General features: G+C 73.1%; 22 protein-coding genes and 1 riboswitch. Of the genes, 13 read left to right on the plus strand and 9 right to left on the minus strand.

Going from position 1 to position 23914, the window contains the following annotated elements; all coding sequences use genetic code 11:
- Positions 1-44 precede the first annotated feature (44 nt).
- The gene (lpdA, locus tag AC0NZQ_RS14485) at positions 45-1448 is read right to left on the minus strand and encodes a dihydrolipoyl dehydrogenase (protein WP_474530579.1); all 1404 of its coding nucleotides are present in this window, start codon (positions 1446-1448) and stop codon (positions 45-47) included.
- Positions 1449-1572: 124 nt separating this feature from the next.
- On the opposite strand from lpdA, the gene AC0NZQ_RS14490 reads away from it, so the two are divergent.
- Positions 1573-1884 carry a hypothetical protein gene (locus AC0NZQ_RS14490; RefSeq protein WP_474530580.1) on the plus strand — a complete coding sequence of 104 codons (312 nt, stop codon included), beginning with the start codon at positions 1573-1575 and terminating at the stop codon, positions 1882-1884.
- Between the two features lie 5 nt (positions 1885-1889).
- Here the strand turns inward: AC0NZQ_RS14490 and AC0NZQ_RS14495 are convergent, their stop codons facing one another.
- Positions 1890-3362, minus strand: a complete 1473-nt coding sequence (locus tag AC0NZQ_RS14495) for a leucyl aminopeptidase (RefSeq protein WP_474530581.1) — start codon at positions 3360-3362, stop codon at positions 1890-1892.
- Positions 3363-3687: 325 nt separating this feature from the next.
- On the opposite strand from AC0NZQ_RS14495, the gene gcvT reads away from it, so the two are divergent.
- Complete coding sequence (gene gcvT / locus AC0NZQ_RS14500; protein WP_474530582.1) at positions 3688-4797, plus strand: glycine cleavage system aminomethyltransferase GcvT; 1110 nt, start codon at positions 3688-3690, stop codon at positions 4795-4797.
- Positions 4798-4800: 3 nt separating this feature from the next.
- Here gcvT and AC0NZQ_RS14505 read toward each other — a convergent pair whose 3' ends face one another.
- Together AC0NZQ_RS14505 and AC0NZQ_RS14510 are read right to left on the minus strand one after the other, a co-directional pair.
- Positions 4801-6003, minus strand: coding sequence for an AI-2E family transporter (locus tag AC0NZQ_RS14505; RefSeq protein ID WP_474530583.1), 1203 nt, complete (start codon positions 6001-6003; stop codon positions 4801-4803).
- The gene (locus tag AC0NZQ_RS14510; RefSeq protein ID WP_474530584.1) at positions 6000-6905 is read right to left on the minus strand and encodes a nicotinate-nucleotide--dimethylbenzimidazole phosphoribosyltransferase; all 906 of its coding nucleotides are present in this window, start codon (positions 6903-6905) and stop codon (positions 6000-6002) included. The genes AC0NZQ_RS14505 and AC0NZQ_RS14510 overlap by 4 nt, the downstream gene beginning before the upstream one ends.
- Before the next feature lie 120 nt (positions 6906-7025).
- Positions 7026-7159, plus strand: a riboswitch (cobalamin riboswitch).
- A gap of 85 nt (positions 7160-7244) precedes the next feature.
- Here AC0NZQ_RS14510 and AC0NZQ_RS14515 point away from each other — a divergent pair.
- The 6 genes from AC0NZQ_RS14515 to AC0NZQ_RS14540 are packed head-to-tail and all read left to right on the plus strand — an operon-like array spanning position 7245 to position 15621.
- On the plus strand, positions 7245-10253 hold the full coding sequence (locus AC0NZQ_RS14515) for an Ig-like domain repeat protein (RefSeq protein ID WP_474530585.1): 3009 nt from the start codon (positions 7245-7247) through the stop codon (positions 10251-10253).
- Positions 10250-11191 carry a hypothetical protein gene (locus tag AC0NZQ_RS14520; RefSeq protein WP_474530587.1) on the plus strand — a complete coding sequence of 314 codons (942 nt, stop codon included), beginning with the start codon at positions 10250-10252 and terminating at the stop codon, positions 11189-11191. The genes AC0NZQ_RS14515 and AC0NZQ_RS14520 overlap by 4 nt, the downstream gene beginning before the upstream one ends.
- On the plus strand, positions 11188-12342 hold the full coding sequence (locus AC0NZQ_RS14525; protein WP_474530588.1) for a CbiQ family ECF transporter T component: 1155 nt from the start codon (positions 11188-11190) through the stop codon (positions 12340-12342). Before AC0NZQ_RS14520 ends, AC0NZQ_RS14525 begins: the two co-directional genes overlap by 4 nt.
- Complete coding sequence (locus AC0NZQ_RS14530; RefSeq protein WP_474530590.1) at positions 12339-13946, plus strand: ABC transporter ATP-binding protein; 1608 nt, start codon at positions 12339-12341, stop codon at positions 13944-13946. Before AC0NZQ_RS14525 ends, AC0NZQ_RS14530 begins: the two co-directional genes overlap by 4 nt.
- A gap of 47 nt (positions 13947-13993) precedes the next feature.
- Positions 13994-14731, plus strand: a complete 738-nt coding sequence (locus AC0NZQ_RS14535; protein ID WP_474531405.1) for an ECF transporter S component — start codon at positions 13994-13996, stop codon at positions 14729-14731.
- Entirely contained in the window at positions 14728-15621 is an 894-nt protein-coding gene (locus AC0NZQ_RS14540; protein ID WP_474530591.1) for an ABC transporter substrate-binding protein, read from the plus strand. Before AC0NZQ_RS14535 ends, AC0NZQ_RS14540 begins: the two co-directional genes overlap by 4 nt.
- A gap of 292 nt (positions 15622-15913) precedes the next feature.
- Here AC0NZQ_RS14540 and AC0NZQ_RS14545 read toward each other — a convergent pair whose 3' ends face one another.
- Together AC0NZQ_RS14545 and AC0NZQ_RS14550 are read right to left on the minus strand one after the other, a co-directional pair.
- On the minus strand, positions 15914-16342 hold the full coding sequence (locus AC0NZQ_RS14545; protein ID WP_474530592.1) for a DUF5994 family protein: 429 nt from the start codon (positions 16340-16342) through the stop codon (positions 15914-15916).
- A 97-nt stretch (positions 16343-16439) separates the two neighbouring features.
- Positions 16440-16904: a DUF5994 family protein gene (locus AC0NZQ_RS14550; RefSeq protein WP_474530593.1), complete on the minus strand. Its 465-nt coding sequence runs from the start codon at positions 16902-16904 to the stop codon at positions 16440-16442.
- Positions 16905-17281: 377 nt separating this feature from the next.
- Here AC0NZQ_RS14550 and AC0NZQ_RS14555 point away from each other — a divergent pair, with 377 nt between their 5' ends.
- Entirely contained in the window at positions 17282-18658 is a 1377-nt protein-coding gene (locus tag AC0NZQ_RS14555) for a serine hydrolase (protein WP_474530594.1), read from the plus strand.
- Positions 18659-18679: 21 nt separating this feature from the next.
- On the plus strand, positions 18680-18880 hold the full coding sequence (locus AC0NZQ_RS14560) for a hypothetical protein (protein WP_474530595.1): 201 nt from the start codon (positions 18680-18682) through the stop codon (positions 18878-18880).
- 25 nt (positions 18881-18905) lie between these two features.
- Here AC0NZQ_RS14560 and AC0NZQ_RS14565 read toward each other — a convergent pair whose 3' ends face one another.
- Positions 18906-19490 carry a phosphoribosyltransferase family protein gene (locus AC0NZQ_RS14565; RefSeq protein ID WP_474530596.1) on the minus strand — a complete coding sequence of 195 codons (585 nt, stop codon included), beginning with the start codon at positions 19488-19490 and terminating at the stop codon, positions 18906-18908.
- Positions 19491-19629: 139 nt separating this feature from the next.
- Here AC0NZQ_RS14565 and AC0NZQ_RS14570 point away from each other — a divergent pair, with 139 nt between their 5' ends.
- Both AC0NZQ_RS14570 and AC0NZQ_RS14575 read left to right on the plus strand, forming a co-directional pair.
- Positions 19630-20757, plus strand: a complete 1128-nt coding sequence (locus tag AC0NZQ_RS14570) for a sensor histidine kinase (RefSeq protein ID WP_474530597.1) — start codon at positions 19630-19632, stop codon at positions 20755-20757.
- Positions 20709-21356 carry a LuxR C-terminal-related transcriptional regulator gene (locus AC0NZQ_RS14575; RefSeq protein ID WP_474530598.1) on the plus strand — a complete coding sequence of 216 codons (648 nt, stop codon included), beginning with the start codon at positions 20709-20711 and terminating at the stop codon, positions 21354-21356. Before AC0NZQ_RS14570 ends, AC0NZQ_RS14575 begins: the two co-directional genes overlap by 49 nt.
- Positions 21357-21384: 28 nt before the next feature.
- On the opposite strand, the gene AC0NZQ_RS14580 is transcribed toward AC0NZQ_RS14575, so the two are convergent.
- Positions 21385-21954 carry a TetR/AcrR family transcriptional regulator gene (locus AC0NZQ_RS14580; RefSeq protein ID WP_474530600.1) on the minus strand — a complete coding sequence of 190 codons (570 nt, stop codon included), beginning with the start codon at positions 21952-21954 and terminating at the stop codon, positions 21385-21387.
- An 84-nt stretch (positions 21955-22038) separates the two neighbouring features.
- On the opposite strand from AC0NZQ_RS14580, the gene AC0NZQ_RS14585 reads away from it, so the two are divergent.
- Positions 22039-22923 carry an SDR family oxidoreductase gene (locus tag AC0NZQ_RS14585; protein ID WP_474530601.1) on the plus strand — a complete coding sequence of 295 codons (885 nt, stop codon included), beginning with the start codon at positions 22039-22041 and terminating at the stop codon, positions 22921-22923.
- Between the two features lie 23 nt (positions 22924-22946).
- Here AC0NZQ_RS14585 and AC0NZQ_RS14590 read toward each other — a convergent pair whose 3' ends face one another.
- On the minus strand, positions 22947-23846 hold the full coding sequence (locus AC0NZQ_RS14590) for a PAC2 family protein (RefSeq protein WP_474530602.1): 900 nt from the start codon (positions 23844-23846) through the stop codon (positions 22947-22949).
- Between the last annotated feature and the right edge of the window lie 68 nt (positions 23847-23914).

Consider the following 23914-nt stretch of genomic DNA (forward strand, 5'->3'; position numbering starts at 1 on the left):
TCCCTGTGTGTCAGAAGGCTGCGGTTGCGGAGGCGGACGGGGCGTCAGTCGTGGACGTGAAGGGGCTTACCCGCGAGAAGCAGGTGCGCCTCGCCGATCGCCTCGGACTGGGTGGGGTGCGGGTGGATCAGCTGCGCCACCTCGCCGGGGAGGGCTTCCCAGTTGTAGATGAGCTGCGCCTCGGCGATCAGCTCGCCCACCCGGTCACCGACGATGTGAACACCGAGGACGGGGCCGTCCTTCTCCGCGACCAGCTTGACCGCGCCCTTGGTGTTAAGGATCGCGCTCTTGCCGTTGCCGGAGAGGTCGTAGGTGACGGTCTTGATGTTGTCGGCGCCGTGCCGCTCGACGGCCTGGGCCTCGGTGAGGCCGACGGAGGCGACCTCGGGCTGGCAGTAGGTGATGCGCGGGACGCCGGCGTAGTCGATGGGCGCGACCGGCAGCCCGGCGATGTGCTCGGCGGCCTGGATGCCCTCGGCGAAGCCGACGTGGGCCAGCTGCAGGTGGGGCTGGGAGTTGATGCTGATGAGGTCACCGACGGCGTAGACGCCATCCACCGAGGTACGCAGGTACTCGTCGGTGACGACGAAACCGCGTTCGATGGTGATGCCCTGCTCCTCGTACCCGAGACCCGCCGAGACCGGACCGCGGCCGACGGCCACGAGCAGCAGCTCGGCCTGGAGCGTCTCGCCGCCCTCGAGGGTGACGGTGACGCCGGAGTCGCTCGTCTCGACCTTCTCGAACCGCTTGCCGAGCTTGAAATCGATCTTGCGGCGGCGGAAGGCGCGCTCGAGCTGCTTGGAGTTGGCCTCGTCCTCGAGAGGGACGAGGTGCGGCAGTGCCTCGACGATCGTCACCTTGGTGCCGAAGGACGTCCACGCGGACGCGAACTCGCAGCCGATGACGCCGCCACCGAGGACGATGGCCGACTCGGGCACCGACTCCAGCTGGAGCGCGCTCTCGCTGGTGAGCACGCGGCGGTGGTCGACCTCCAGGCCGGGCAGCGAGCGGGAGTACGAGCCGGTGGCGAGCACGACGTTGGTCCCGGTGTAGCGGTCTCCGCCCTCACCGCCGACCTGGACCGTCCTCGGCCCGACGAGCTTGCCCTCGCCCTCGACGGTCTCGATTCCGCGCGCCTTGATCAGGCCGGCGAGACCCTTGTGGTTCTTCGAGATGACGCCGTCCTTGTACTTGTTGACGCCGGCCATGTCGATGCCCTCGAAGGTGGCGTTGACGCCGAACGTCGCGCTCTCGCGGGCGCTGTCGGCGACCTCACCGGCGTGCAGCAGTGCCTTGGTGGGGATGCAGCCGCGGTGCAGGCAGGTGCCACCCACCTTGTCCTTCTCGATGAGGACGACCGACTTGCCGAGTTCGGCCGCCCGCAGGGCCGCGGCGTAACCGCCACTGCCGCCGCCGAGGACCACGAGGTCGACGTCTTTGTCTGCCACTGCTGTACTCCCTTGGTACCGGCTCACCTGCTGGGGACCGGTCCGAGCGCGACCGGCTGTGTCCATCTTGGCACTGTCGGTCATTCACTGCTGATGCCGGACCGGCAGTGCGAGGATGCGCGCCATGGGACTGTTCAAGCGCAAGCAGCGCGCAGGGACGCAACGCACCGGATCCTCGACCGACCTGGACCACCTCGCCGACTTCCTGCAGACGCGGACCGGGGTCGAGGCCTTCGTCGAGCCGCGGACCGCGGTCACCGACACCACCGTGGTCCTGGTGGCCCACGACGGCGAATGGACCCGCCGTCGCGTCAACGGTCCCGACGGTGCCGCCGACTTCGCCAAGAAGCACGCTCTGCCGCTCTACGACGCCGTCAAGGTGGGCTACCCGCAGCGCATGCGGGAGTGGACGGAGCGCAACCGCACCTCTCGCTGAACCGGCTACTCGGCGAGCAGCTCGGCGGCGGCGACCATGGTGCGCACCGCGGCGCCGGTGCCGCCCTTGGGGGTGTAGCCGAACGGGCCGCCCTGGTTGAAGGCGGGCCCGGCGATGTCCAGGTGCACCCACGGCAGCCCGGCGGGGACGAACTCGGCCAGGAAGTGGCCGGCCACCAGCATGCCGCCGAAGCGGTCGTTGGCCACGTTGACCAGGTCGGCGACGGGGGAGTCCAGACCGCCGCGCAGCTCGGCCGGCAGCGGCATCGCCCAGGCCGGCTCGCCGGCGGCGTTGGCGGCGGCGACGACCCGGTCGCGCCAGCCCGGCTCGCCCATCGCGCCGAGGGTGCGGCTGCCGAGCGCCACGAGCTGCGCCCCGGTGAGGGTCGAGGCCTCGATGAGGTAGTCGGGGGAGTCCTCGCCGGCGCGGACGATCGCGTCGGCCAGGATGATCCGTCCCTCGGCGTCGGTGTTGCCGATCTCGACGGTGCGACCGTTGTACATGGTCAACACGTCCGAGGGCCGGTAGGCGGTGCCCGACGGCATGTTCTCGGCCATCGGCACCGTGGCCGTCACCGAGACCGGGAGCTTGAGCTGGGCGATGGCGGCGATCGCGCTGACGGCGGCGGCCGCGCCGCCCATGTCGGACTTCATCCACGTCAGGTTGGCGGTCTTGAGGTTGATGCCGCCGGTGTCGAAGGTGATGCCCTTGCCCACCAGCGCGAGGTGCGCCTTGGCGCGGCGGGGGCGGTAGCTCAGCCGCACCAGCCGCGGCGGCCGGACGCTGCCCTGCCCTACGCCGAGGATGCCGCCGTAGCCGCCCTTCTTGAGCGCCTTCTCGTCCAGCACCTCGACCTCGAGGCCCCGCTCGCTGCCCAGCGCCCGGGCACGCTCGGCCAGGGCCTCCGGGTAGAGGTCGTTCGGTGGGGTGTTGACGAGGTCGCGGGCCGTCGAGACGGCGCCGGCGACGACGGCTGCGCGCTTGAGCTCCGCCTTCGCGGCGGCCGCCGTGGCGGCGGGCGTCTCGATGGCGACGGTGCGCAGCGCGCTCTTGCGCGGCGAGGACTTGTAGTCGGTGAAGGCGTAGCTGCCCAGCAGCGCCCCCTCGGCCAGCGCGCCGGGGGCACCGTCGATGGCGACATGGACGCGCTTGAGGTCGGTTCGCGACGCCAGCGACCGCAGCGCCGCCCCCGCCGCCCGGCGCAGCGCCTCGGCGTCGGTCGCGTCGTCGCCGACTCCGGCGGCCACGATCAGCGGCACCTCGGCCAGGCCGAGGGTGGGGACCTTGTGCACCTCGTCGCCGCGGCCATGGGCGCCCAGCGATCGCAGCGCCGCCAGCAGCCGACCCCCCAGCGCCTCGTCGACCGGCCCCGCGCCGCCGACCAGCTCCGGTCCGTTGGCCGTCCGCCGGAGGCCGACGACCACCGCGTCGGCCTTGGCGAGTTCGGACGGGTCGGCGACGGTGACGGTCAGCGGCATGGGTCGATCCTAGGTAGCGCTCTCACGGTCGGGTGTTTTGCACCCGTTTCCGGGTGCAGAACACGGGACGGTGGGAAGGGCGCTGCACTCGTTTCCGGGTGCAGAACACCGGACGGTGGGAAGGGCGCTGCACTCGTTTCCGGGTGCAGAACACGGGACGGTGGGAAGGGCGCTGCACCCGTTTCCGGGTGCAGAACACCCGACCGCGGGAAGGGCACTGCACCCGTTTCCGGGTGCAGAACACGCGACCGCGGGAAGGGCACTGCACCCGTTTTCGGGTGCAGAACACCCGACGGTGACGAGGAGACCCGCTAGGTTCGTCGGCGTGAGCGAGCTGCTGCAGTCCCCGGTGCACGACAGGCACGTCGCCCTCGGGGCGAAGCTGGCCGACTTCGGTGGCTGGCTGATGCCGATCGAGTACGCCGCCAGCGGGGGTGGCGTCCTGAAGGAGCATGCGGCGGTGCGCGAGGCGGTCGGCGTCTTCGACGTCTCGCACCTGGGCAAGGCCACCGTGCGCGGCCCCGGCGCCCGTGCCTTCCTGGACCGCTGCCTCTCCAACGACCTGGGCCGCATCGCCCCCGGCAAGGCGCAGTACACGCTCTGCTGCGACGAGTCCGGTGGCGTGGTCGACGACCTCATCGCCTACCTGGTCAGCGACGACGAGGTCTTCCTCGTCCCCAACGCGGCGAACACCGCCGAGGTCGTCCGCCGGCTGAGCGCCGCCGCGCCCGCGGGCATCGAGGTCACCGGGCAGCACCGCGACTTCGGCGTGCTGGCGGTGCAGGGACCCAAGGCGGCCGACGTGCTCGCCGCGCTCGGCCTGCCGGTACCCGAGCACTACATGGCCTACGCCGACGGCAGCTGGCAGCAGGGTCCGGTCCGGATCTGTCGCACCGGCTACACCGGCGAGCTGGGGTACGAGCTGGTCCCGGCCTGGCAGGTCACCCCCGCGCTCTGGGACGCGCTCGTCGAGCAGGTCCGCGCCCACGGCGGCCTCCCCGCCGGCCTCGGTGCCCGGGACACGCTGCGGACAGAGATGGGCTATCCGCTGCACGGCCAGGACCTCTCGCTCGCCATCACCCCGGTCCAGGCCGGCTCGGGCTGGGCGGTCGGCTGGAAGAAGGACGAGTTCTGGGGTCGCGAGGCGCTGACGGCCGAGCGGGCGGCCGGGCCGTCGCGGCGGCTGCGCGGGATCGAGGCCTTGGACCGCGGCATCCCGCGGGCCCACATGCCCGTCCTGGACGCCGAGGGCAACCAGGTCGGCGAGGTCACCAGCGGCACCTTCTCGCCCACCCTGCGCAAGGGGATCGGCCTGGCCCTGATCGACACCGCCGCCGAGGTGGCCGAGGGGGCCGAGCTCGCCCTGGACCTGCGCGGCCGACGCAGCGCGGTCCGGGTGGTCAAGCCGCCGTTCGTCCCGTCGCACGTGCGGTAGCGCTCAGGAGCGGCCCTCCGCCTCGCCCTCGGCCTCGGAGACCTCGGGCGGATCCGCGGAATCGGAGGCGTCGGCGAGGTCGACGGGCTCGCCGCCCACACTCGTCCTCGTCTGCACCGGGAAGCCGGAGTCGCCGATCGGCAGGACAGGGTTGTCCCGCAGCGCGTGGATCGTCGCGTTGAGGAAGGCCACCAGCGGCACCGCGAGCAGGGCGCCGACGATGCCGGCCAGGACCGTGCCGGTCAGCACCGCCAGCGCGATGGCCAGCGGATGGACCTCCACGCTGCGGCTCATGATGAACGGCTGCAGGAAGTGGGCCTCGAGCTGGACGAGCACGATGATCGCCACCGCAACCACGATCGCCGCGCCGAGGCCGTCCTCGAGCAGGGCGACGGCGACGCAGAGCGAGCCCGCCACGGTGAGGCCGACGAGCGGGATGAAGGACCCGAGGAAGATCAGCACGCCGAGGGCGCCGGCCAGCTGCACGCCGAGGATGAGCAGGATGATTGTCACGCTGACGCCGTGGAACAGCGCGATCAGCACCTGGCCGCGCATGTAGCCGCCGAGGGTCTTCCACCCGACGTGGCCCGCGGCGTCGAGCCGGTCGCGCGCGGCGCCGGGGAAGAGCCGCAGCGTCCACTGCCAGATCTGCTCGCCGTCGCGGAGCAGGAAGAAGGTCGAGAGCAGGATCAGCAGCAGCGCGCCGAGCAGCTCCACCACGGTCCGGACGGTCTCGATCGCGCCGCTGATCAAGGCGTCCTGGTGATCCTGGATGGTCTTGGTGATCTCGGTGGTGATGTTGTCGAGATCCTTGGACTTCAGCTTCAACGGGCCGTCCTGCAGCCAGTTCTTGGTCTGGTCGACCAGATCGGAGAGCTGCTTGCCGAGGTCGGCGGAGTGGGCGTTGATCTGCCAGGCGACGAAGTAGCCGATCCCGGTCAGCAGCGCGATGCCGATGAGGACGGCCAGCCCGGCCGAGACCGATCTCGTCCCCGGCACCCGGCGCAGCCACCGCTCCAGCGGGTGCAGCACCGCGGTGAAGAAGAGGGCGAGGACGAAGGAGAAGGCGACCAGCTCGATGCGGAAGAAGATCTGCGCCAGCAGGTAGAGCCCGACACCGATGACCAGCAGGCGCCACGTCCACGCGGCGGCGACGCGGACCGAGTACAGGACGGCGTCTTCCGGATTCCGCTGGGGGGAGGTCACGCCTGCGACCCTTCCGCGCCGAGGGCCGCGCGTATCAGGTGGACGGCGAGCAACCCGGTCGTGCCCGGTGCATTGGTGACGCCGAGGTCGAGCAGCGGCGTGCGGCCGGACTCGTCGGCGGCCCGGGCGTGGACGGGGTCGGCGAGGGTGTCGGCGACCTGCCACCAGCGGGCGGCGCGCGAGGCGAGGTCGGCGACGACGAGACCGGCGACGGTGGCCGTGACCCCGTCCAGGACCAGCGGTGTCCGGCGGCTCACCGCCTGCAGCACGATGCCGGTGGTGACGGCCAGCACGGGATCGCCGAGGTGAGCCAGCAGCGCCGCCGGGTCCCGGCGGAGGTTGGCGACGTGACGGCGCAGGTCCCGGACCCGCTCGGCACGGTCGATCCAGGCGGCGGTGTCCACGGCGGCGGCACCCCGCGGCAGCAGTGCGGTCGGCTCGGCGGTGGTGAGCAGGCTGGTCACCACCGGCAGCGTCTCGCCGGGGGTCCCGGTCGCGACGACGAGCAGGTCCGTGCCGCCGTCGACCTCCTCGTCGGCGATCGTCATACCGACGGCGAGCCCCTCGTGGCTGCCGACCCCGACGCCGGGTCCGACGCCGGGCTCAGTCCCCGCGCCGGCCTGCGCTCCGGCTTCGGTGCCGCCATTGGCGACGATCCGCACCCCGACCTCGGCGGCGGCGGCCGACACCGCGACGTGCGCGTCGCCGGTACCGACGAGCAACAGTCGCGGCCGGGCCGGCGGCGGGGGCGGGAAACTGCCACGGGCCGCGGCGTACCACTCGCGCAGCTCCGCCAGCCGTCCTGCCGGGCCCACGCTCGAGCGGGCGGCGGCCGCGGCCTCGGCGTCGGGCCATTCGATCCTGGCCGCGAGCGCGTCGAGGGAGGTCGCGGCGCCGGTCACCGGCAAAGTATGACCCGTTCGTCCCGGCTCGGGCCGCCGACGCACGGTCGCGGTGTGACCTGTCGGCGTCCCGTCCGGCGTCGTTTGACCCCCGTTCGCGGCGGCGGATACCGTTCCTCGACTGCGGCAGCCGCCGCGGTCGTTGCTCCAGTTCGGTGCAGGGGAAGCCGGTGTGAGTCCGGCGCTGACCCGCAGCCGTGTGCCACGTGACGAACGTGGTGAGTCGGAATGCCTGCCCGAACTGGTTGGACAGTGTCTCGTCGTGGTCGCGGGACGGTGCCCGGCCGACACCGGTCGACGCCGTTCGCGAAGCGGGACACCCCGAACGAACGGACATCGATGACCTCTCGGCCGCCGCGGCTGTTCGCCGCCGCCACCGCCCTGCTGCTCGCGACCGGGGTGGCCACCGCCGTCCCGGCCGATGCCGCCCCGAAGCCCCGCGCCACCACGACGGCGGTGACCGCAGGACGTGCGATGGCCGGCGCCAGGGTCACGATCACCGCCTCGGTGTCACCCCGGGCGGCCACGGGAGCTGTCGGCTTCACCGCGGGCCGCAGCACCCTCCGCGGCTGCGCGAAGGTGACCGTGCGCGCGGGCAAGGCCCGCTGCACCACGACCTTCGCCACTGCCGGCAAACGCACCGTGGTCGCGACGTACCGCGGGGCGAAGGGCAGCTACCGGGCGTCGACGGGGAAGCGGACCGTCGCGGTCGCCGCCAAGCCGGCGGCGCGGAGCACGACCCCGGTCGGCGACACGGGGACTTGCACCACCTCCTCCGGCGCGCTCGTCGCCGTCGACTTCGCGACGTGGAAGGGTCCGCTCGTCCGTGGCTGTGCCACCGACCTGGCCTCGGGGCGGACCGCGCTGACGTCGGCCGGCTTCACCGCGACCGGCACGCAGCGCTTCCCCTCCTTCGTCTGCCGGCTCGCCAGTCCGCGGTTCGACAGCGGACGTCCGCGGCCGACCGCGGCCGAGACGCCGTGCGTCAACACCCCGCCGGCCAGCGCCTACTGGTCGTTCTGGACCGCGGCCAAGGGCGTCAACACCTGGACCTACAGCAGCCGGGGCGCCGACGCCGACAAGCCCGCCGCCGGTTCGGTCGAGGCGTGGGTCTTCGGCGGTACCGACACCGGTGGGACGACGGGTAAGCCCACCTTCACCCCGAACCAGGTCCGCAGCGGGCTGCCGGCCTCCCGCGCAGCGCTGCGCTCGGCGCAGGCGCGGAGCCTCGCCGCCCCCGGCACCCCGGATCTCGCCGCGGCCACCGACTACCTGGTCGGTGAGCTCACCGACGGCACCCACTACGAGCCCTTCGGCGTGCCCGACTTCGGCCTCACCATCGACACCGCGCTCGCGCTGGCCGGGGTCGGGACGCGGGACGCCACGCTGCGCGACATCGTCGGTTACCTCGCCGCCCACGCCGAGGACTACACCCTCGCCGGGACGCAGTACGCCGACGGCGGCAGCAGCGGCAAGCTCGCCCTGCTGGCCGAGGCGTCCGGGGCGAACCCGCGCAGCTTCGGCGGCGTCGACCTCATCGCGTCCCTGCGACAGGTCACCTGCGCGAAGGCCGACGAGCCCACCCAGTGCGGCGGCAAGGGCGCGTTCCGCTACACCCCCTCGCTCTTCGGTCACGCCCTCGGCGTGCTGGCGCTGCTGCGCGACGGCGCCGACGCGACGACGCAGGTGCGCTACCTGCTCTCGCAGCAGGCCTCGTCCGGCGGCTTCTGGACCGACGCGACCAGGACCCGGACCGAGACCGACACCACCGCGATGGCCGCCATGGCGCTGGCCCTGGTCCCCGGTACTGCCGCGCGCACGGCGCTGGCCAAGGCGCTGCGCTGGCTCGCCGGGCAGCAGGCCGCAGACGGCGGCTTCCCCGGCGCCGCCGGCAACTCGGTGAACTCCGCCGCGCTGGCGCTGCAGGCGATGACGCTGGACGCGGAGACCTACGCCCGCCAGATCGCGAAGGCGCGGGCCTTCCTCGGCGCGGCGCAGAACGCCGACGGCGGCTTCGACATCGCCGCCGGCGAGGACGGCTCGGACATCCGGGCCTCGGCCCAGGCGCTCTCGGGGGCCGCGATGGTCCCCTTCGGCTCGGTACTGCGTGACCTGCGCTCGCAGGACGACGCCGCCGCGGGCGCGGAGTACCTCGTCGACCAGCTCACCGACGGCGACCACTACGAGACCACCTTCGACGGTGTCGCCTACCCCGACCAGGGGCTCACCGCGGACGCCCTCTTCGCGCTGCTGGCCACCGGTGACCACGAGGAGAGCGTCGCGGCCATCACCACCTACCTGGAGGGGCAGGTCTCGGCGTACGCCGGCTTCGCCGATCCGGAGGGTCCCTACAGCGGCAGCCTCGCCAAGCTCGCGCTCGTCGCGGAGGCGACCGGCGGCGACCCGCACGACTTCGGCGGTACGGATCTGCTGAAGCTGCTGCGTGAGAAGGTCTGCACCAAGGCCGTCCAGGGCCAGTACGGCGCTCTGTGCACCGCGCCGGGCGACTTCTACTACGCCAGCAGCCAGATCTCGCAGGCCCTCGGCGTCCTGGCGCTGCAGGCCTCACCGCAGGCGAGCGACCACCTCGGCTTCGACAGCGCGCCGGTCGTCCGGCTGCGGCAGCTGCAGTGCGCCGACGGTGGCTTCACCCCCGAGCTGATCACCGGGAAGGCGAAGTGCGTCTCGACGCCGGACGCCACCGGCTTCGCCATCCAGGCGCTCGCCACCGTCCCGAACACCGACGCGGTGCTCGGCAGGGCACAGCATTACCTCGAGAATGCGCAAAAGAGCAGCGGACTGTACGTCGGCGAGGCCAAGGACAACTCCAACTCCACCGCGCTGGCCGCGACCGGACTGCAGACGCTGGTGACCGCGCTGCACTCCGAGACCGTCGACCCGCCCGGTCCCAAGACCATCGCGCCGATCAGGTTCTGGCAGCGGTCGTTGGCCGGGCTGCACTCACTGGCGATCGCCGATGGCGGTTACGCCCTCAACCCTGGTGACACGACGGCCAACCTGCGCGCCTCCGCCCAGGCCGTCCTCGCCGCCGCGCAGGGCACGCTCGTGACGCTCTCCGGGGCTCGCATCGCCTCGACGCCGCGCGACGCGGCCGTCCCGGACCCCGGCACCCCGCCGCCGGGCGGCACCCCGCCCGCGAGTGGCTCCGGTGGTTCCGGCGGCGGGTCGCAGCCGGCCGCCGGCGGCGCGCAGCCGGTCGCCGCCACCGGCGTCACCACCGCCGCGCAGCTGTGGTGGGCACTGGCGCTGCTGCTGGCGGGCGCGGCGCTGGTCTACGCGGGCCGGCGCCGGGCCGTGGTCGTGGCCGGGCGGCACCGGTCACGATGAGCCGACTCCGTCGACTCGTCCTCGCCTCGGCCCTCGCCGTGGCGGGGACGGTCGCGCCGGCGGCGGTCGCGGCAGGGGGCCTCGGGGCGGCGCAGGCGGCCCCGGCTTCGTCATGCTCGACATCGTCCGGGGTGCTCGTCGTCGTGGACTTCCGCGCCCTGGGCGGCAATGTCCAGCGCGGCTGCGACCCGTCACCCACCACCGGGTACCAGGCGCTCGAGACGGCGGGCTTCACGCCGACCGGCACGCAGCAGGACGGTCCCGCCTTCGTCTGCCGGATCGACGGGTTGCCGACACAGCGGCAGGAGGCCTGCGTCCGGACACCACCGGCCTCGGCGTACTGGTCCTACTGGCACGCGAACGCCGGCCAGTCGTCCTGGAGCTACAGCACCCGCGGCGCCATGAGCTACCAGCCCCGGCCCGGCAGCATCGACGCCTGGGTCTTCGGGGCCACCGACACCGGCGGGACCACCGGCGGTCCGTGCTTCAGCCCCGCGGACGCTCGTGCGGGCCGGGCCCGTGCCTGCGCGTCGAGCGCGCCGACGAGGACGACAGCCCCGACGCGCCCGGGGGCTTCGCGCACCACCGTCGAGCCGCGACGCAGCGCCACCCCCGCCGTCGCTCCGCCCGCCCGGACGGCCGGATCCGACGCGGCACCGAGCTCGACCGGCACCCCGACGAGGACGTCCACCACTGGCGCGTCCCGCCGTGCCACGCCGTCGACGTCGGTCACGGGCAGCATGACCACGCAGGCCGCGCAGCCCGTCGCGTCGTCGGCCCCGTCCATCGTGGACGCCGCACCTGCGGCGGCCCGACCGAAGGCCGGCGGTGGTTCGGCGCTGCCCGTCGTCCTCGGCGCGGCGCTGGCGCTGCTGCTCGCCGCCGCCGCTGGCTGCACCGCACTGCGCCGTCGCAGGGCGGAGGCGGACGGGTCATGACCCGCGCGACGGGTGGCCGCGTGCCGCGCACGCTGCACCCCGTCGCCTGGTGGATCTGGGCGGTGGGGCTGGCTGTCGCCGCCAACCGCACCACCAACCCGCTGCTGCTCGTCCTGCTGCTGGCGGTGCTCGGCTTCGTCGTGGCGAACCGGCGCAGTGACTCGCCCTGGGCGCGGGCGTTCCGGTTCTACCTGATCATGGCCCTGGTCGTCATCGCGATCCGCGTCGTCTTCCGCTCTATCTTCGCCACCGGCATCACGCCCGACGACCACGTCCTGTTCACGCTGCCGACGATCCACACCCCCGACTGGTACGCCGGGGTGCGGCTCGGCGGACCGGTCTCGCTCGAGGCGACGCTGTCGGCCGTCTTCGACGGGCTGCGGCTCGGGACGCTGCTCTGCTGCATCGGCGCGGCCAATGTCCTGGCCAACCCCAAGCGTGCGCTGCGGGTGCTCCCCGGCGCGCTCTACGAGCTGGGCGTCGCCGTCGTCGTCGCCCTCACCGTCGCGCCGCAGCTGGTCGAGAGCGCACAGCGCGTCAACCGGGCCCGCAAGTTGCGCGGTGGCGGCGGCAAGGGGTTGCGGGTGCTGCGGTCGGTCGCCGTCCCCGTCCTCGAGGATGCCTTCGAGCGCTCGCTGCGGCTCGCCGCCGGAATGGACTCCCGCGGTTACGGCCGCGCCGGCCGGGCGAGTCGGGGCAGCCGCCGCCTCACCGCGGCGTTGCTGCTCGCGGGGATGGTCGGGCTCTGCCTCGGCGTCTACGGCCTGCTGGACGGGACCACCCCCGCCCTGCTCGGCTATCCGGCGCTGGCGCTCGGGACGGTGCTGTGCCTGCTCGGCTTCGTCGCCGGCAGCCGTCGCGTCACCCGAACCGCCTACCGCCCGGATCCCTGGCGCGCCCCGGAGTGGATCGTCGCCACCGGCGGCGTGCTCTGCGCCGTCGTCATGTTCCTCACCGTGGGCTACGACCCGGCGCAGCTGAACCCGGACCTCTACCCGCTGTCCTGGCCGCAGCTGCCGCTGCTGCCGGTCCTCGGCATCCTGCTCGCCGGTGCCGCCGCGCTGGCCGCGCCGCCGCCGGTCCGCCGCCGCCCTGCTCCGCCGCGCACCTCCTCGCCGACCGGCGCCCGGCAGCCGGTGAGCGTCTCATGATCGACTTCGACCGCGTCACCGTCACCTACGACGGCAGCGACGCACCCGTGCTGCGTGACGTCGACCTGCACATCGACGAGGGCGAGCTCTGCCTCGTCGTGGGCCGGACCGGGTCGGGCAAGTCGACGCTGCTCGGCGCCATCAACGGTCTCGTCCCGCACTTCACCGGCGGCACGCTCGCCGGGAGCGTGCGGGTGGACGGCCGCTCGACCGCCGATCACCCGCCCCGCGAGCTCGCCGACCTCGTCGGCGTCGTCGGGCAGGACCCGCTCGCCTCCTTCGTCACCGACACCGTCGAGGAGGAGCTGGCCTACGGCATGGAGCAGCTCGCGGTGCCGCCGGAGGTGATGCGCAAGCGGGTGGAGGAGACGCTGGTGCTGCTGGACCTCACCGAGCTGCGGCACCGGGCACTGCACGAGCTCTCGGGCGGGCAGCAGCAGCGGGTCGCGATCGGCGCCGTCCTCACCGCGCACCCGAAGATCCTCGTCCTCGACGAGCCGACCTCGGCGCTGGACCCCACCGCGGCCGAGGGGGTGCTCGCTGCCATCACCCGGCTGGTGCACGACCTCGGCGTGACGGTGGTGGTGGCCGAGCACCGGCTGGAGCGCGTGGTCCAGTACGCCGATCGGGTCATCCACGTCCACGGTGACGGCACCGTCACCGACGACGAGCCGGCCGCCGCCTTCGAGACGACCACGGTGGCGCCGCCGGTGGTCGAGCTGGGTCGCCTTGCCCGCTGGTCGCCGCTGCCGCTGTCGGTGCGCGACGCACGACGGCGGGCGCCTTCCCTGCGTGCCGAGCTGGCGGGTCGTCCGGTGCCGCCGCCGCGGCTGCTGCCCGCCGCGCCCGGCAGCCCGGTGCTCGTCGCGCGCGGGGTCGTGGTGCGCTACGGCGAGGTGCTGGCCGTCCGCGGTGTGAACCTCACCCTCACCTCCGGGCGGGTCGTGGCGCTGATGGGGCACAACGGGTCGGGCAAGTCGTCCCTGCTCTGGGCGCTGCAGGGCTCGGGTCCCCGACAGGACGGCCGCGTCGACGTCGCCGGCCGGGACCCCGGCACGCTGCCGCCGGCCGAGGCGCGCCGGCTGGTCGGGCTGGTGCCGCAGACGCCGGCCGATCTGCTGTACCTGCCGACGGTGGGTGCCGAGCTCGCGCAGGCCGACCGCGAGGCCGGGGTCGCGGGGGAGCCGGCGCGCTCGCTGCTGGACCGGCTCGCGCCGGGTATCCCCGACGAGCTGCATCCGCGTGATCTCTCCGAGGGGCAGCGGCTCTCGCTGGTGCTGGCGATCCAGCTGCGCGCCGCCCCGCGGGTCGTCCTGCTCGACGAGCCCACCCGCGGCCTGGACTATCCGGCCAAGCAGGCGCTCATCGGCATCGTGGACGCACTGGCGGCCGAGGGACGCGCGGTCGTCATCAGCACCCACGACGTCGAGTTCACCGCCGCCGCAGCCGACCGCGTCGTCGTCCTGGCCGAGGGGGAGATCGTCGCCGACGGCCCCACCACCGAGGTGGTCGTCGCCTCGCCCGCCTTCGCGCCGCAGACGGCCAAGATCCTCGCCCCGCTGCCGTACCTCACCGTCGCCCAGGTCGAGGCGGCCTTGCCGTGAGCGCGCGGGCCGTCCGCCTCCCGCACCGCAGCGTGCTGGCACTGACGATGGCGTCGTTCATCGGCCTCGTGGCCTTCCTCTGGCCGTTCGTGGTCGATCCCGGCCGGCTGGACGACCGCACCCTGGCGCCGATCCTCTTCGGCGGACTGCTGCTGCTGGTGCTGGCGGTGGTCTTCAGCGAGATCGCCGACGGTGGCATCGACGCCAAGGCCGTCGCCATGCTCGGCCTGCTCTCCGCGGTCAACGCCGCCTTGCGTCCGCTCGGGGCGGGGACGGCGGGCGTCGAGACGGTCTTCTTCGTCCTCGTCCTCGCCGGCCGGGTCTTCGGCCCCGGTTTCGGCTTCACCCTCGGCTGCACGTCGCTGTTCGCCTCGGCGCTGCTCACCGGTGGTGTCGGGCCGTGGGTGCCGTACCAGATGTTCGGCTGCGCCTTCGTCGGTCTGCTGGCCGGGCTGCTGCCGCGCGCCCGCGGACGGGCCGAGATCGTGCTGCTGGCGGTGTACGGGGCGATCTCGGGCTACGTCTTCGGCTTCCTGCTCAACCTGTCGTTCTGGCCGTTCTCGGTGGACCCGAACAGCTCGTTGGCCTACCTCCCCGGCGCGGACTTCGGGGAGCAGTTCCATCGCTACCTGCTCTTCGACATCGCCACGTCGCTGGGCTGGGACACCGGCCGCGCCGTCACCAACTTCCTCGCCATCCTCGTCGTCGGTCCGGCGGTGCTCACCGTCTTCCGCCGGGCGGCGCGCCGCGCGCGGTTCGAGGCGCCGGTTACCTTCGCGCCATGAGGATCGTGTCGCTGCTGCCGTCGGCGACGGAGATCGTCTACGCCCTCGGCCTGGACGACCAGCTGGTGGGTGTCACCTTCGAGTGCGACGAACCGGCCGACGCGCGGACCCGGCACGCCGTCGTGGTCGGCGGCCGGGACACCTCGGCGATGACGCCCGGCGAGATCGACGCCTATGTCCGCGAGCAGGCGGCGGCCGGGGCGGATCTGTACACCCTGCACCGCGACGCGCTCGCCGGCCTGGACCCCGATCTGGTGCTGACCCAGGACCTCTGCCGGGTCTGCGCGCTGCCGGCCGACACCGTGGCAGCGGCGCTGCAGCATCTGGGCTGCTCGGCCGATGTCGTCACGCTCGACCCGTACACGCTGCCCGAGGTGCTCGGGACCATCGCGACGGTGGCGGTGGCGGCGCAGGTGCCCGAGCGGGGCGACGCGGTGATCGCCGGCCTGCTGCGACGCCTCGACGACATCGCGCTGCGGGTGCGTCGCCGGCCCGCCCCGCGCGTGGCCGTCGTCGAATGGGTGGAGCCGCCTTTCGCGGCCGGCCACTGGATTCCCGATCTGGTCCGGGCCGCCGGCGGGGACCCGGTCGCCGGCACGCCGGGGCAGCGGTCCCGACCCACGACCTGGCAGGCCCTGCGGGACGCCGACCCCGAGGTCGTCGTGGTCGCCCCCTGCGGCTTCGGCCTGGACGGCGCCGCCGAGCAGGCCGCCCTGGTGGCGCAGCAGCTGCCCGATGTCCCGGTCTGGGCCATCGACGGCAATGCGCTCATCGTCCGGCCGGGGCCCCGGCTCGTCGACGGCGTCGAGGCCCTCGCCGGCATCCTGCACCCCGACCACATGTCCGACGATGCGCCCGGACGTGCGGCGGTGGTCCGCCGGGTGGGCTGAGGTCCGCCCGGGCTGGGGTTGGTCCGGGCTGGGTTGGCCCCGGGCTGGGGTTGGCCCCGGGCTGGGGTCGTGCCCGGGCTGGGTTGGCCCCGGGCTGGGGTCGTGCCCGGGCTGGGTTGGCCCCACCCCTGCGCGGCGGGGACGGACCGCTGACCGCGCCGGGATGGGGCCAACCCCGTCTCGTCCGGTGCGGGACGGACAGCTGACCGCGCGGGGATGGGGCCAACCCCGTCTCGTCCGGTGCGGGACGGACCGCTGACCGCGCTCGGATAGGGCCAACCCCGCCAGCAGCTCAGTCGGAGCGGGCCTCGGTGAGGATCTCGCCGGGGCGCCGTGTACTGCCGCTCTCCGCGGCGAGCGCCAGGATCCGCTCCGCGATCTCGGGTTCGGTCTCCGGGGCGACGAGGACCAGGTCGAGGCGGACTCGTCCCCGGGTGTCGGACAGCCGCACGGTGTGCGGCTCGCCGGTGCGGTACCCGCTCAGCCTGACCTTGCGACCAGCGACCATGAGTTGGCGCGGCGCGGGGTCCCACTCGGCCAGGTGGTAGGTCACTCGAGTGACCTCGCGATCCCCGAGGGCCGGGAGGCTCAACAGCGCCGGCACCTCGACGGTCAGGTCGTGGCTGCCGGGCCACCAGGCGCCATCGACGAAGCCGTCGCTGGATCGGGGTTCGCGCAGTTGCATGCGGGCACGGGACGAGGTGGGGTGGACGATGTCCATGAGAAGGCCTCACTGGGCCGCGTAGCGGCCCACGGTGTCGTTCGCCGAGGGCGAGGCCGGCAACGGTGGCCGGCGTGCGACAGAGCCTCAGTACCGCTCACACTACGCCGACATCGGACGGCGGCTGACCAGTCGGCGGCGCGGCGGCGACCTGGTGGCGGGCCAACTCCAGGACCTCGGTCGTGGAGCTGGCGTTCCCCGGCGTGGTTGCCAACAGCATCGCGGCGTGAGCGAGTTCCTCGTCCGTCTCCGATGGCAGGGCCAGCAGCACCCATCGAGTCTGCGGCGCGCAGTGCAGTACCGCCAACCACGGTTGGTCCAGGCCGTACCAGTTGAGGGCCGGACTCTGAACGGGCAGGGCCTTGAACATCAGCGGTGCGTTCGGCCACTCAGCCCGGTTGAGGGTGACGCCGTGCACCGGCCGCAGCGCCGGTGGGACGGCGGCGAGCAACAGCGGCAGCTCACGGACGAGGTCGGCCGATCGCGGCCACCAGGCACCGTTGAGGCGATCACGTCGCGCGACGCGACTGGCGAAGACGACCCGAGCCGGTGCGTCCGTCACGCGGTGGTGCCGGCTGCCGTGAGACAGAATGGTGGGTGCATGGGACGACCCGATCTGGCCGGCGAAGCGACCCAGAGACGATCGTCAGGGACTGAGGCCGGCAGCGAGTGTCCGGCGTGCGATGCGTCCCTGACTCGGCCCACGCTACCGCCGCGGACGAGGCCGCTCGGCTCGTCGCGACCATGGCGGGCAGCGTGGAGACTCAGCCTCGGCCTGCAGAAGCCCGCGCCCGCGCTGGGGTTGGCCCCACCCCGGCGCGGTGGGGACGGACCGGTGACCGCGCTCGGATGGGGCCAACCCCGCCGCGGCCGGGATGGGCCAACCCCGCCGCGGCCGGGTGCGCGACAAACCGTGGTGAATCGGACAGGATGGCCTTCGTGCGTCTCCGTCGTCTCACTGGTGTCCTCGTCGCGCTGCTGATCCCGGTGGCGCCCGCCGCCACCGCCACGCCCGCGCCGAGCCGACCGCAGGATCGCTCGACCGTGCTGGCGCAGCAGCTGCGCCACGCGCTGCGGGACGTCCACCTGGAACGCGTCCTGGACACCGACCCCGTCACCGCCCCGCAGCGGAGGCTGGTCGACAAGCGGCAGGGACGACCCGCGAGAGCGAGGGCGGTGGCCGCGGCTCGCCCCATCGGTCAGCAGCCGCAGGTCGACGCGACCGTCCTGGAACTCGACCGGAGCGGCCACCCGGTCGCCGCCGCGAACGTTCTGATGAGCCCGCAGTACCCGCGCGGCGTGATCGTCCCGCTGACGCGCGACCTCGGTGGCGACGCCGTCCGCTACCGCGAGTGGGACGACGACGGCTGGTACCTCGACCACGGCCGGGGCAGCGTCGACATTGTCGCCGGCCGCGAGCACGCCCCGCTGGACTTCATGAGCCCGTACCCGGCGTCGCTGATCAAGGTCATGGCCACCTTCGGGGTGCTCCGGCTGGTGGACTCGGGAAGCGTCCGCCTGGACCAGCTCTACGACTACCGGCCGGTCGTCCTGAACTCGCTCTGCGGCGACGCCTCGACGGCGACGGTGCGGACCCTCATCGACAGGGCCATCACCGAGTCGTCCAACGCCTCGGCCTGCGCGCTGATCAAGCTGTTGTGGGATCACGACGCCGTCGACCCGCTCAATGCGACGTTCCGGGCGCTCGGCCTGCCCACGCTCCGGCTCGCCGGCACCGATCCGCGCAACGGCGGGAACTGGACGAACTCGCTGACGATGTCCTCGCTGGACACCGCCAAGCTGCTGGCTCTCATCGGGGGCGCGCCCCGCGATGCATGGCGCACGCCCGGCGGGAAATCGGTCGGCGCCCCGCTGCGGGAGAGCAGCCGCCGCTTGTTCCTCGCCACCCTCGGGCAGCAGGGTTGGAACGACCAGCTGACGACCTCGAACTGGTGCGGTCGCAGCTACCCCGCCGCCGGCATCCCCTCCCGGATCGCGCCGCGCTGGATCGCGGGCGACGGCACCGTCACCGTCGAGGGCAAGGACTTCGGGCAGGACGTCCGCCCCTGCAACGCTCACGCGGAGGTCACCTTCGCGCACAAGACCGGCTGGGTGAGCAACTCTGCCAACGACGCCGGCATCGTTCGCGCGCTGCCCGGCCACGGCGGCAGGCACTACGTGGTGTCGGTCTTCACCAATCTGGGCACCCAGTACGTTGACGCCGAACGGCCGGCGACGACACCCACCGTGGATTACACGCAACGTCTCGCCCGGCTCGGTCACCGCATCGACGACATCGAGCGCGCCGCCCGCTGACGCGCCGGGAAGGAAACCCCCATGACCTGGACCTGGCGGCTGGAACAGTCCGACGGAGCGGTGGCGACTGAACCGGAGTCGCCGCAGCACGGCAACCAGTCCGACGCCGAGAGCTGGCTGGGGGAGAACTGGCGCGAGCTCGCCGACGCCGGAGTGGCCCAGGTGACGCTGCTCGACGGCGAGGACGTCGTCTACGGGCCGATGCCGCTGTCGGAGCAGTAACCACTTCGGAAGGACGCCGCCGGTCTCACGACAGGTCGCGGAGCCGCAGCAGCGAGCCGATACCGAGGTCTCGCCGCAGCCGGGCGTCGGCCAGAGCGTCGACGACCACGGCCGCGCCCAGCCAGGTCGCGCCCGTGCCCTCGACGAGGGACTTCACGCCAGTGGCCTGGCCGCCGGTGTCCACCCACTCGTCCACGAAGAGCAGGCGGCGTCCCGCGCCCAGGTGTTCCTGTCGGGCGCTCAGTCGGAGCGTCCGGTCCCGGTAGTCCGGCGGGGTGAAGGCGGTCGCCCAGCGCTCGCTGTCGGCGAACGGTTCGTGATCCTTGAACACCTCGACGAGGCCGACGCGCAGGTGCGCGGCGACGAGAGCACCGAGCAGCGTGCCGCGGGACTGAACGCCGATGACGGCATCGGGGCGGATGGCGCCGAGGCGGCCGAGGGCAGGCCCCAGCCGGTTGAGCAGCGACGGATCGGCCCACCATCCGGTCGGGTCAGCGGCGTACGACCGGTTGGTGGCGTCGCCGCGCCAGCGGAAGTGTCGACGCAGGTCCGCCACGAGCTCGGCGGCGGGGTCAGGTTGCGGCCGCGGACCCCGATCTTTCGCTCCCACCGTCTCATCCTCCCGAGCCGCACCAACCGACATCGGTTCACGTGAACCGATGGCGACCTGCCCGCGCGGGTCTCCGGTGCCGCCACACCGGGGAGGTAGGTCCACTGTCGGGGGTGGCGGTATCGGCGAGGATGGAGCCGTGATCAACCCGCTGCGTCGCCGTGTCGACGCCCTGCTGTGGGCGCTGCGATCACTGCTGCTGGCGGTCTGCAGCCTCGTGCTCGTGGTCCTCGCCGTGACGTCGCTGCCGCTCGTGGCGGTCTGGATCGGCATCCCGCTGACGATCGAGGTCGCCACGCTCACCCGGCGGACGGCGTCGTACCGGCGCCGCCTCGTCGGGGTGGACGAGTCGCCGTACCTGCGCATCGAGGGTCACCTGCTGACGCAGTTCGGTCAGGTGGTGCGTGACCCCGCCTCCCGCCGTGACCTCTGGTGGCTGCTCGTGGACGGTGTCCTCGGCCTGGCTCTGGCCTGCGTCGCGGTGGTGGAGGCGCTGCTCGACCTGCTCTTCTGGTGGCTGCCGGTGGGGCTGGCCGGGCGCCTGCACCGGCGCCTGGACGTGGCTCTGCTCTCGGTGTCGGCGAAGAGCCGGCTGGCATTGCGGGTGCAGCAGCTCACCGCGTCTCGCAACGAGACCGTGGACACCAGCGCCGCCGAGCTGCGTCGCATCGAACGGGATCTGCACGACGGCGCGCAGGCCCGGCTGGTCTCCCTGGGCATGAGCCTGGCCCTGGCCGAGGAGCTGCTCGCGCACGACCCCGAGACCGCCCGCACATTGCTCGCCGAGGCGCGGACGGCCGGCAGCGACGCCCTGGCCGAGCTGCGCGACCTGGTGCGCGGCATCCATCCGCCCGTCCTCGCCGATCGGGGTCTGACCGGGGCGCTGAGGGCACTCTCGCTGAGCTCGGTGCTGCCGGTGGAGCTGGAGTTGCACATCCCCGGACGGCTACCCGACCCCGTCGAGTCGGCCGCCTACTTCGCGCTCGTCGAGCTGGTCACGAACGCCGCCAAGCACGCCGGTGCCAGCCGGGTCACCGTCCACGTCGCGCACGAGGACGACCTGCTCACCGCGCGTGTCGTCGACGACGGTCGCGGTGGCGCCGACGCCTTGCTGGGCTCGGGTTTGCGCGGAATCGCGCGAAGACTCGCCGCCTTCGACGGAACCCTGGATGTCATGAGCCCGCCGGGCGGGCCGACCGAGATCGTGATGGTGCTGCCGTGCGCGTCGTCCTCGCCGAAGACCTCGCCCTCCTCCGCGACGGGCTGATCCGGCTGCTCGAGGCTCACAACCTGGAGGTCGTCGAGGCCGTCGACAACGGACCGTCCCTGCAGCGGGCTCTCGCGAGCCACCGCCCCGACATCGCGGTGGTGGACGTCCGACTGCCACCGACCTTCACCGACGAGGGTCTGGTAGCGGCGATCGCGGCGCGACGCGAGCAGCCGGGACTGCCCGTGCTCGTGCTCTCGCAATACGTCGAGCAGCTCTATGCGCGCGAGCTGCTGGCCGACCGATCCGGCGGAGTGGGATACCTGCTCAAGGATCGTGTCTTCAACGTCGCGCAGTTCGTCGACGCCGTCCGTCAGGTCGCGGCCGGCGGCACGGCCATGGATCCCGAGGTCGTCTCCCAGCTGCTCTCGCGACGCTCGACCGCCGGCGGCCCGCTCGCCACGCTCTCGCCGCGCGAGCGCGAGGTGCTCGGCCTCATGGCCGAGGGACGCTCCAACGCCGCGATTGCCGCCGCCATGGTGATCACCGAGAAGGCGGTGAGCAAGCACACCGCCGCCATCTTCACCAAGCTCGGACTGCCACCGTCGGAGGACGACAACCGGCGCGTGCTGGCCGTCCTTGCTTTCCTCAACGGCTGACCCCCGCGCGATCGGGGAACAGTGGCGCTCAGAGTGAGGCGCTGGCCTCGCGCAGCTCACGCAGCGCGGTGAGGGTGTGCGGGGCCAGCTCGCCGTCGTCGGATCCCTCGGACCACGCCGCGTAGCCGCGCTTGAAGGCCAGCACGCCGAGCTCGCCGGCGAGCTGCGCCGTCGGGTCCGGGACGCCGCGGGCCACCAGCGCCTCGCGCATCGCCGCGGCCAGGCCCACGCTCTTGAGGGCGTCGCGCTCCTGCAGCTCGGTGCTGGCCGCGACGGCGGCCTTGAGGCGCGGCCCGAGCTCGCGGTTCTGCGGTCCCATCAGCGACGATGCCCGCTGCAAGCCCGCGGCGACCGCGTCGAGGGGGCTAGCGCCCTCCGGCGTCTCGGCGATGCCCTCGCGCAGCAACTGGCACAGCGATTCCTGCCCGGCGACGAGGAGTTCGCGCTTGTCCGAGAAGTGCCGGAAGAAGGTGCTCTTGGTGACGCCGGCCCGCTCGGCGATCTGCGCGACCGTCGTCGCGTCGTAACCCTGCTCGGTGAAGAGGTCGACCGCGGCCACGACCATGCGGTCACGTGCTCCCGGTTCCCACCGTCCCATGCGCCCAGTCTAAGTGATGGGACACTTGTCCCGTGACGGTGCTACGGTGACGGGACAACTATCCCATCACTTCTGGAGTATCCCTTGCGCGTCTTCGTCACCGGCGGCACCGGCCTCATCGGGTCGGCCGTGGTGGCCGAGCTTCTCGGCCACGGTCACACCGTCCTCGCCCTCGCTCGCTCTGACTCCTCCGCCGAGGCCCTCACTCGTGCCGGTGCCGAACCCGTCCGGGGGAGCCTCGCCGATCTCGATGTCCTGGCCCGGGCGGCGACCGAGGCCGACGGCGTCGTCCATCTCGCCTTCGACCACGACTTCACCACGATCGAGTCCATCGAGCGGGCCGCCGGTGAGGAGGTGGCCGCCATCGCGACGCTGGGCGAGGCGTTGGTCGGCAGCGGCAAGCCCATCGCCGCGGTGTCGGGTACCCCGCAGACGGGCAGCCGGCCGTCCACCGAGGACGACCCGACGCCGGTCATCGCCGGTTCGCTGGCCGGACGGGGACACGCCATCAACGCCCTGCTCGCCCTGGCCGACCGCGACGTACGGGTGTCGGTGGTGCGCATGCCGCGGACCGTCCACCACGAGGGCAGGGGTGGCTTCGCCGGGCTGATGGCCGACCTCGCGCGACAGTCGGGGGTGGCGGCTTACCCCGGCGACGGCGAGCAGCGCTGGCCGGCCGGCCACGCGCTCGACGCCGCCGCGCTGTTCCGGCTGGCGCTGGAATCGGCGCCGGCAGGGACCTGCTGGCACGCCGTGGACGATGAGGGAGACCGGGTGGTCGACATCATGACGGTGATCGGGCGCCGCCTCGGCCTGCCGGTCCGGGCCATGTCGCTGGAACACTTCGGCCCGCTCGGCCCCGTCTTCGCCATGGACCAGCCGTCATCGAGCCGTCTCACCCGGCAGCGGCTCGGCTGGACGCCGACCCACCCGCGGCTGCTCGCCGACCTGGAGAACCTGCAGCCCTGAGATGAGCGCGGGTGGGGGGCGGCTCAGGGCTGGTCGCCGCGGGATTCGTCGGCCAGGAAGCGCTCCAGCTCGGCGCCGAGTTCGTCGGCACTGGGCAGGCTGCCTTCGTCCAGCGTCTCGCGGGTCGCGGCGGCGGTGGAGTCGTACTGCTCCTCAAGGGCGGCGACCATCGTCTGCAGCTCATCGGAGGCCGCCACCTGCAGTTGGATGGCCTTGCGGTTGATCTCCTCCGCCGCTTCGAGGGAGGAGGTGTCCAGGCGCAGTCCGGTCCGGGCGCCGACCTCGCGCAGCAGCGCGATCGACGCGGTCGGGAACTCGGTCTGGGCCAGGTACGGCGGGACGGGCGCGGCAATCCCGAGCGCATCCGCGCCGGCCTGGCCGAGGCGGTGTTCCACGAGGTGGGTGGCGCTCGCCGGCACCATGATCTGTCCCAGCCAGGCGCGGTAGTCGGCGAAGAGCTCACGCCGTGAGCCGTGGATGATGATCGGGGTCGGCCGGGTGTGCGGGACGGACATCGGGAAGGCGTCCAAGCCGACGACGAGACGGACGCCGAGACGCTCGACGAGCAGGGCGACCGCGGCGGCGTAGCGCTCCCACTGGACGTCCGGTTCCGGTCCGGTCAGGACGAGATACGGCGTGTCGTCGCCGTCGTGCAGCAGGTGGACCGCGAGCTGCGGGGTGTCGTAGTCGGCCCAGTGGTCGACGTCGAAGCGCATGACGGGGCGCCGGGCGCGGTAGTCGAAGAGCTGGTCGATGTCGAAGCGCGCCACGACTGGCGCGTCGTCGTCGAGCAGGGTGCGGCGCACGAGCTGCACCGCGGCACCGGCGTCGACGAAGCCGTCGAGCATGTGCAGCAGCACCGTCCCGGAGAGGTCGGGACGGTCGGCGTCGAGTTCGAAGAGCTCCTCGGGATCCAGCGTCACCCGCCCATCTTCCCCTCCCGGCGCCTGTGGTGGGGCAGTGCCGCGGTTCGCCGGCGGCGAACGTCACG

Source organism: Jatrophihabitans sp. sgz311053 (assembly GCF_056135305.1).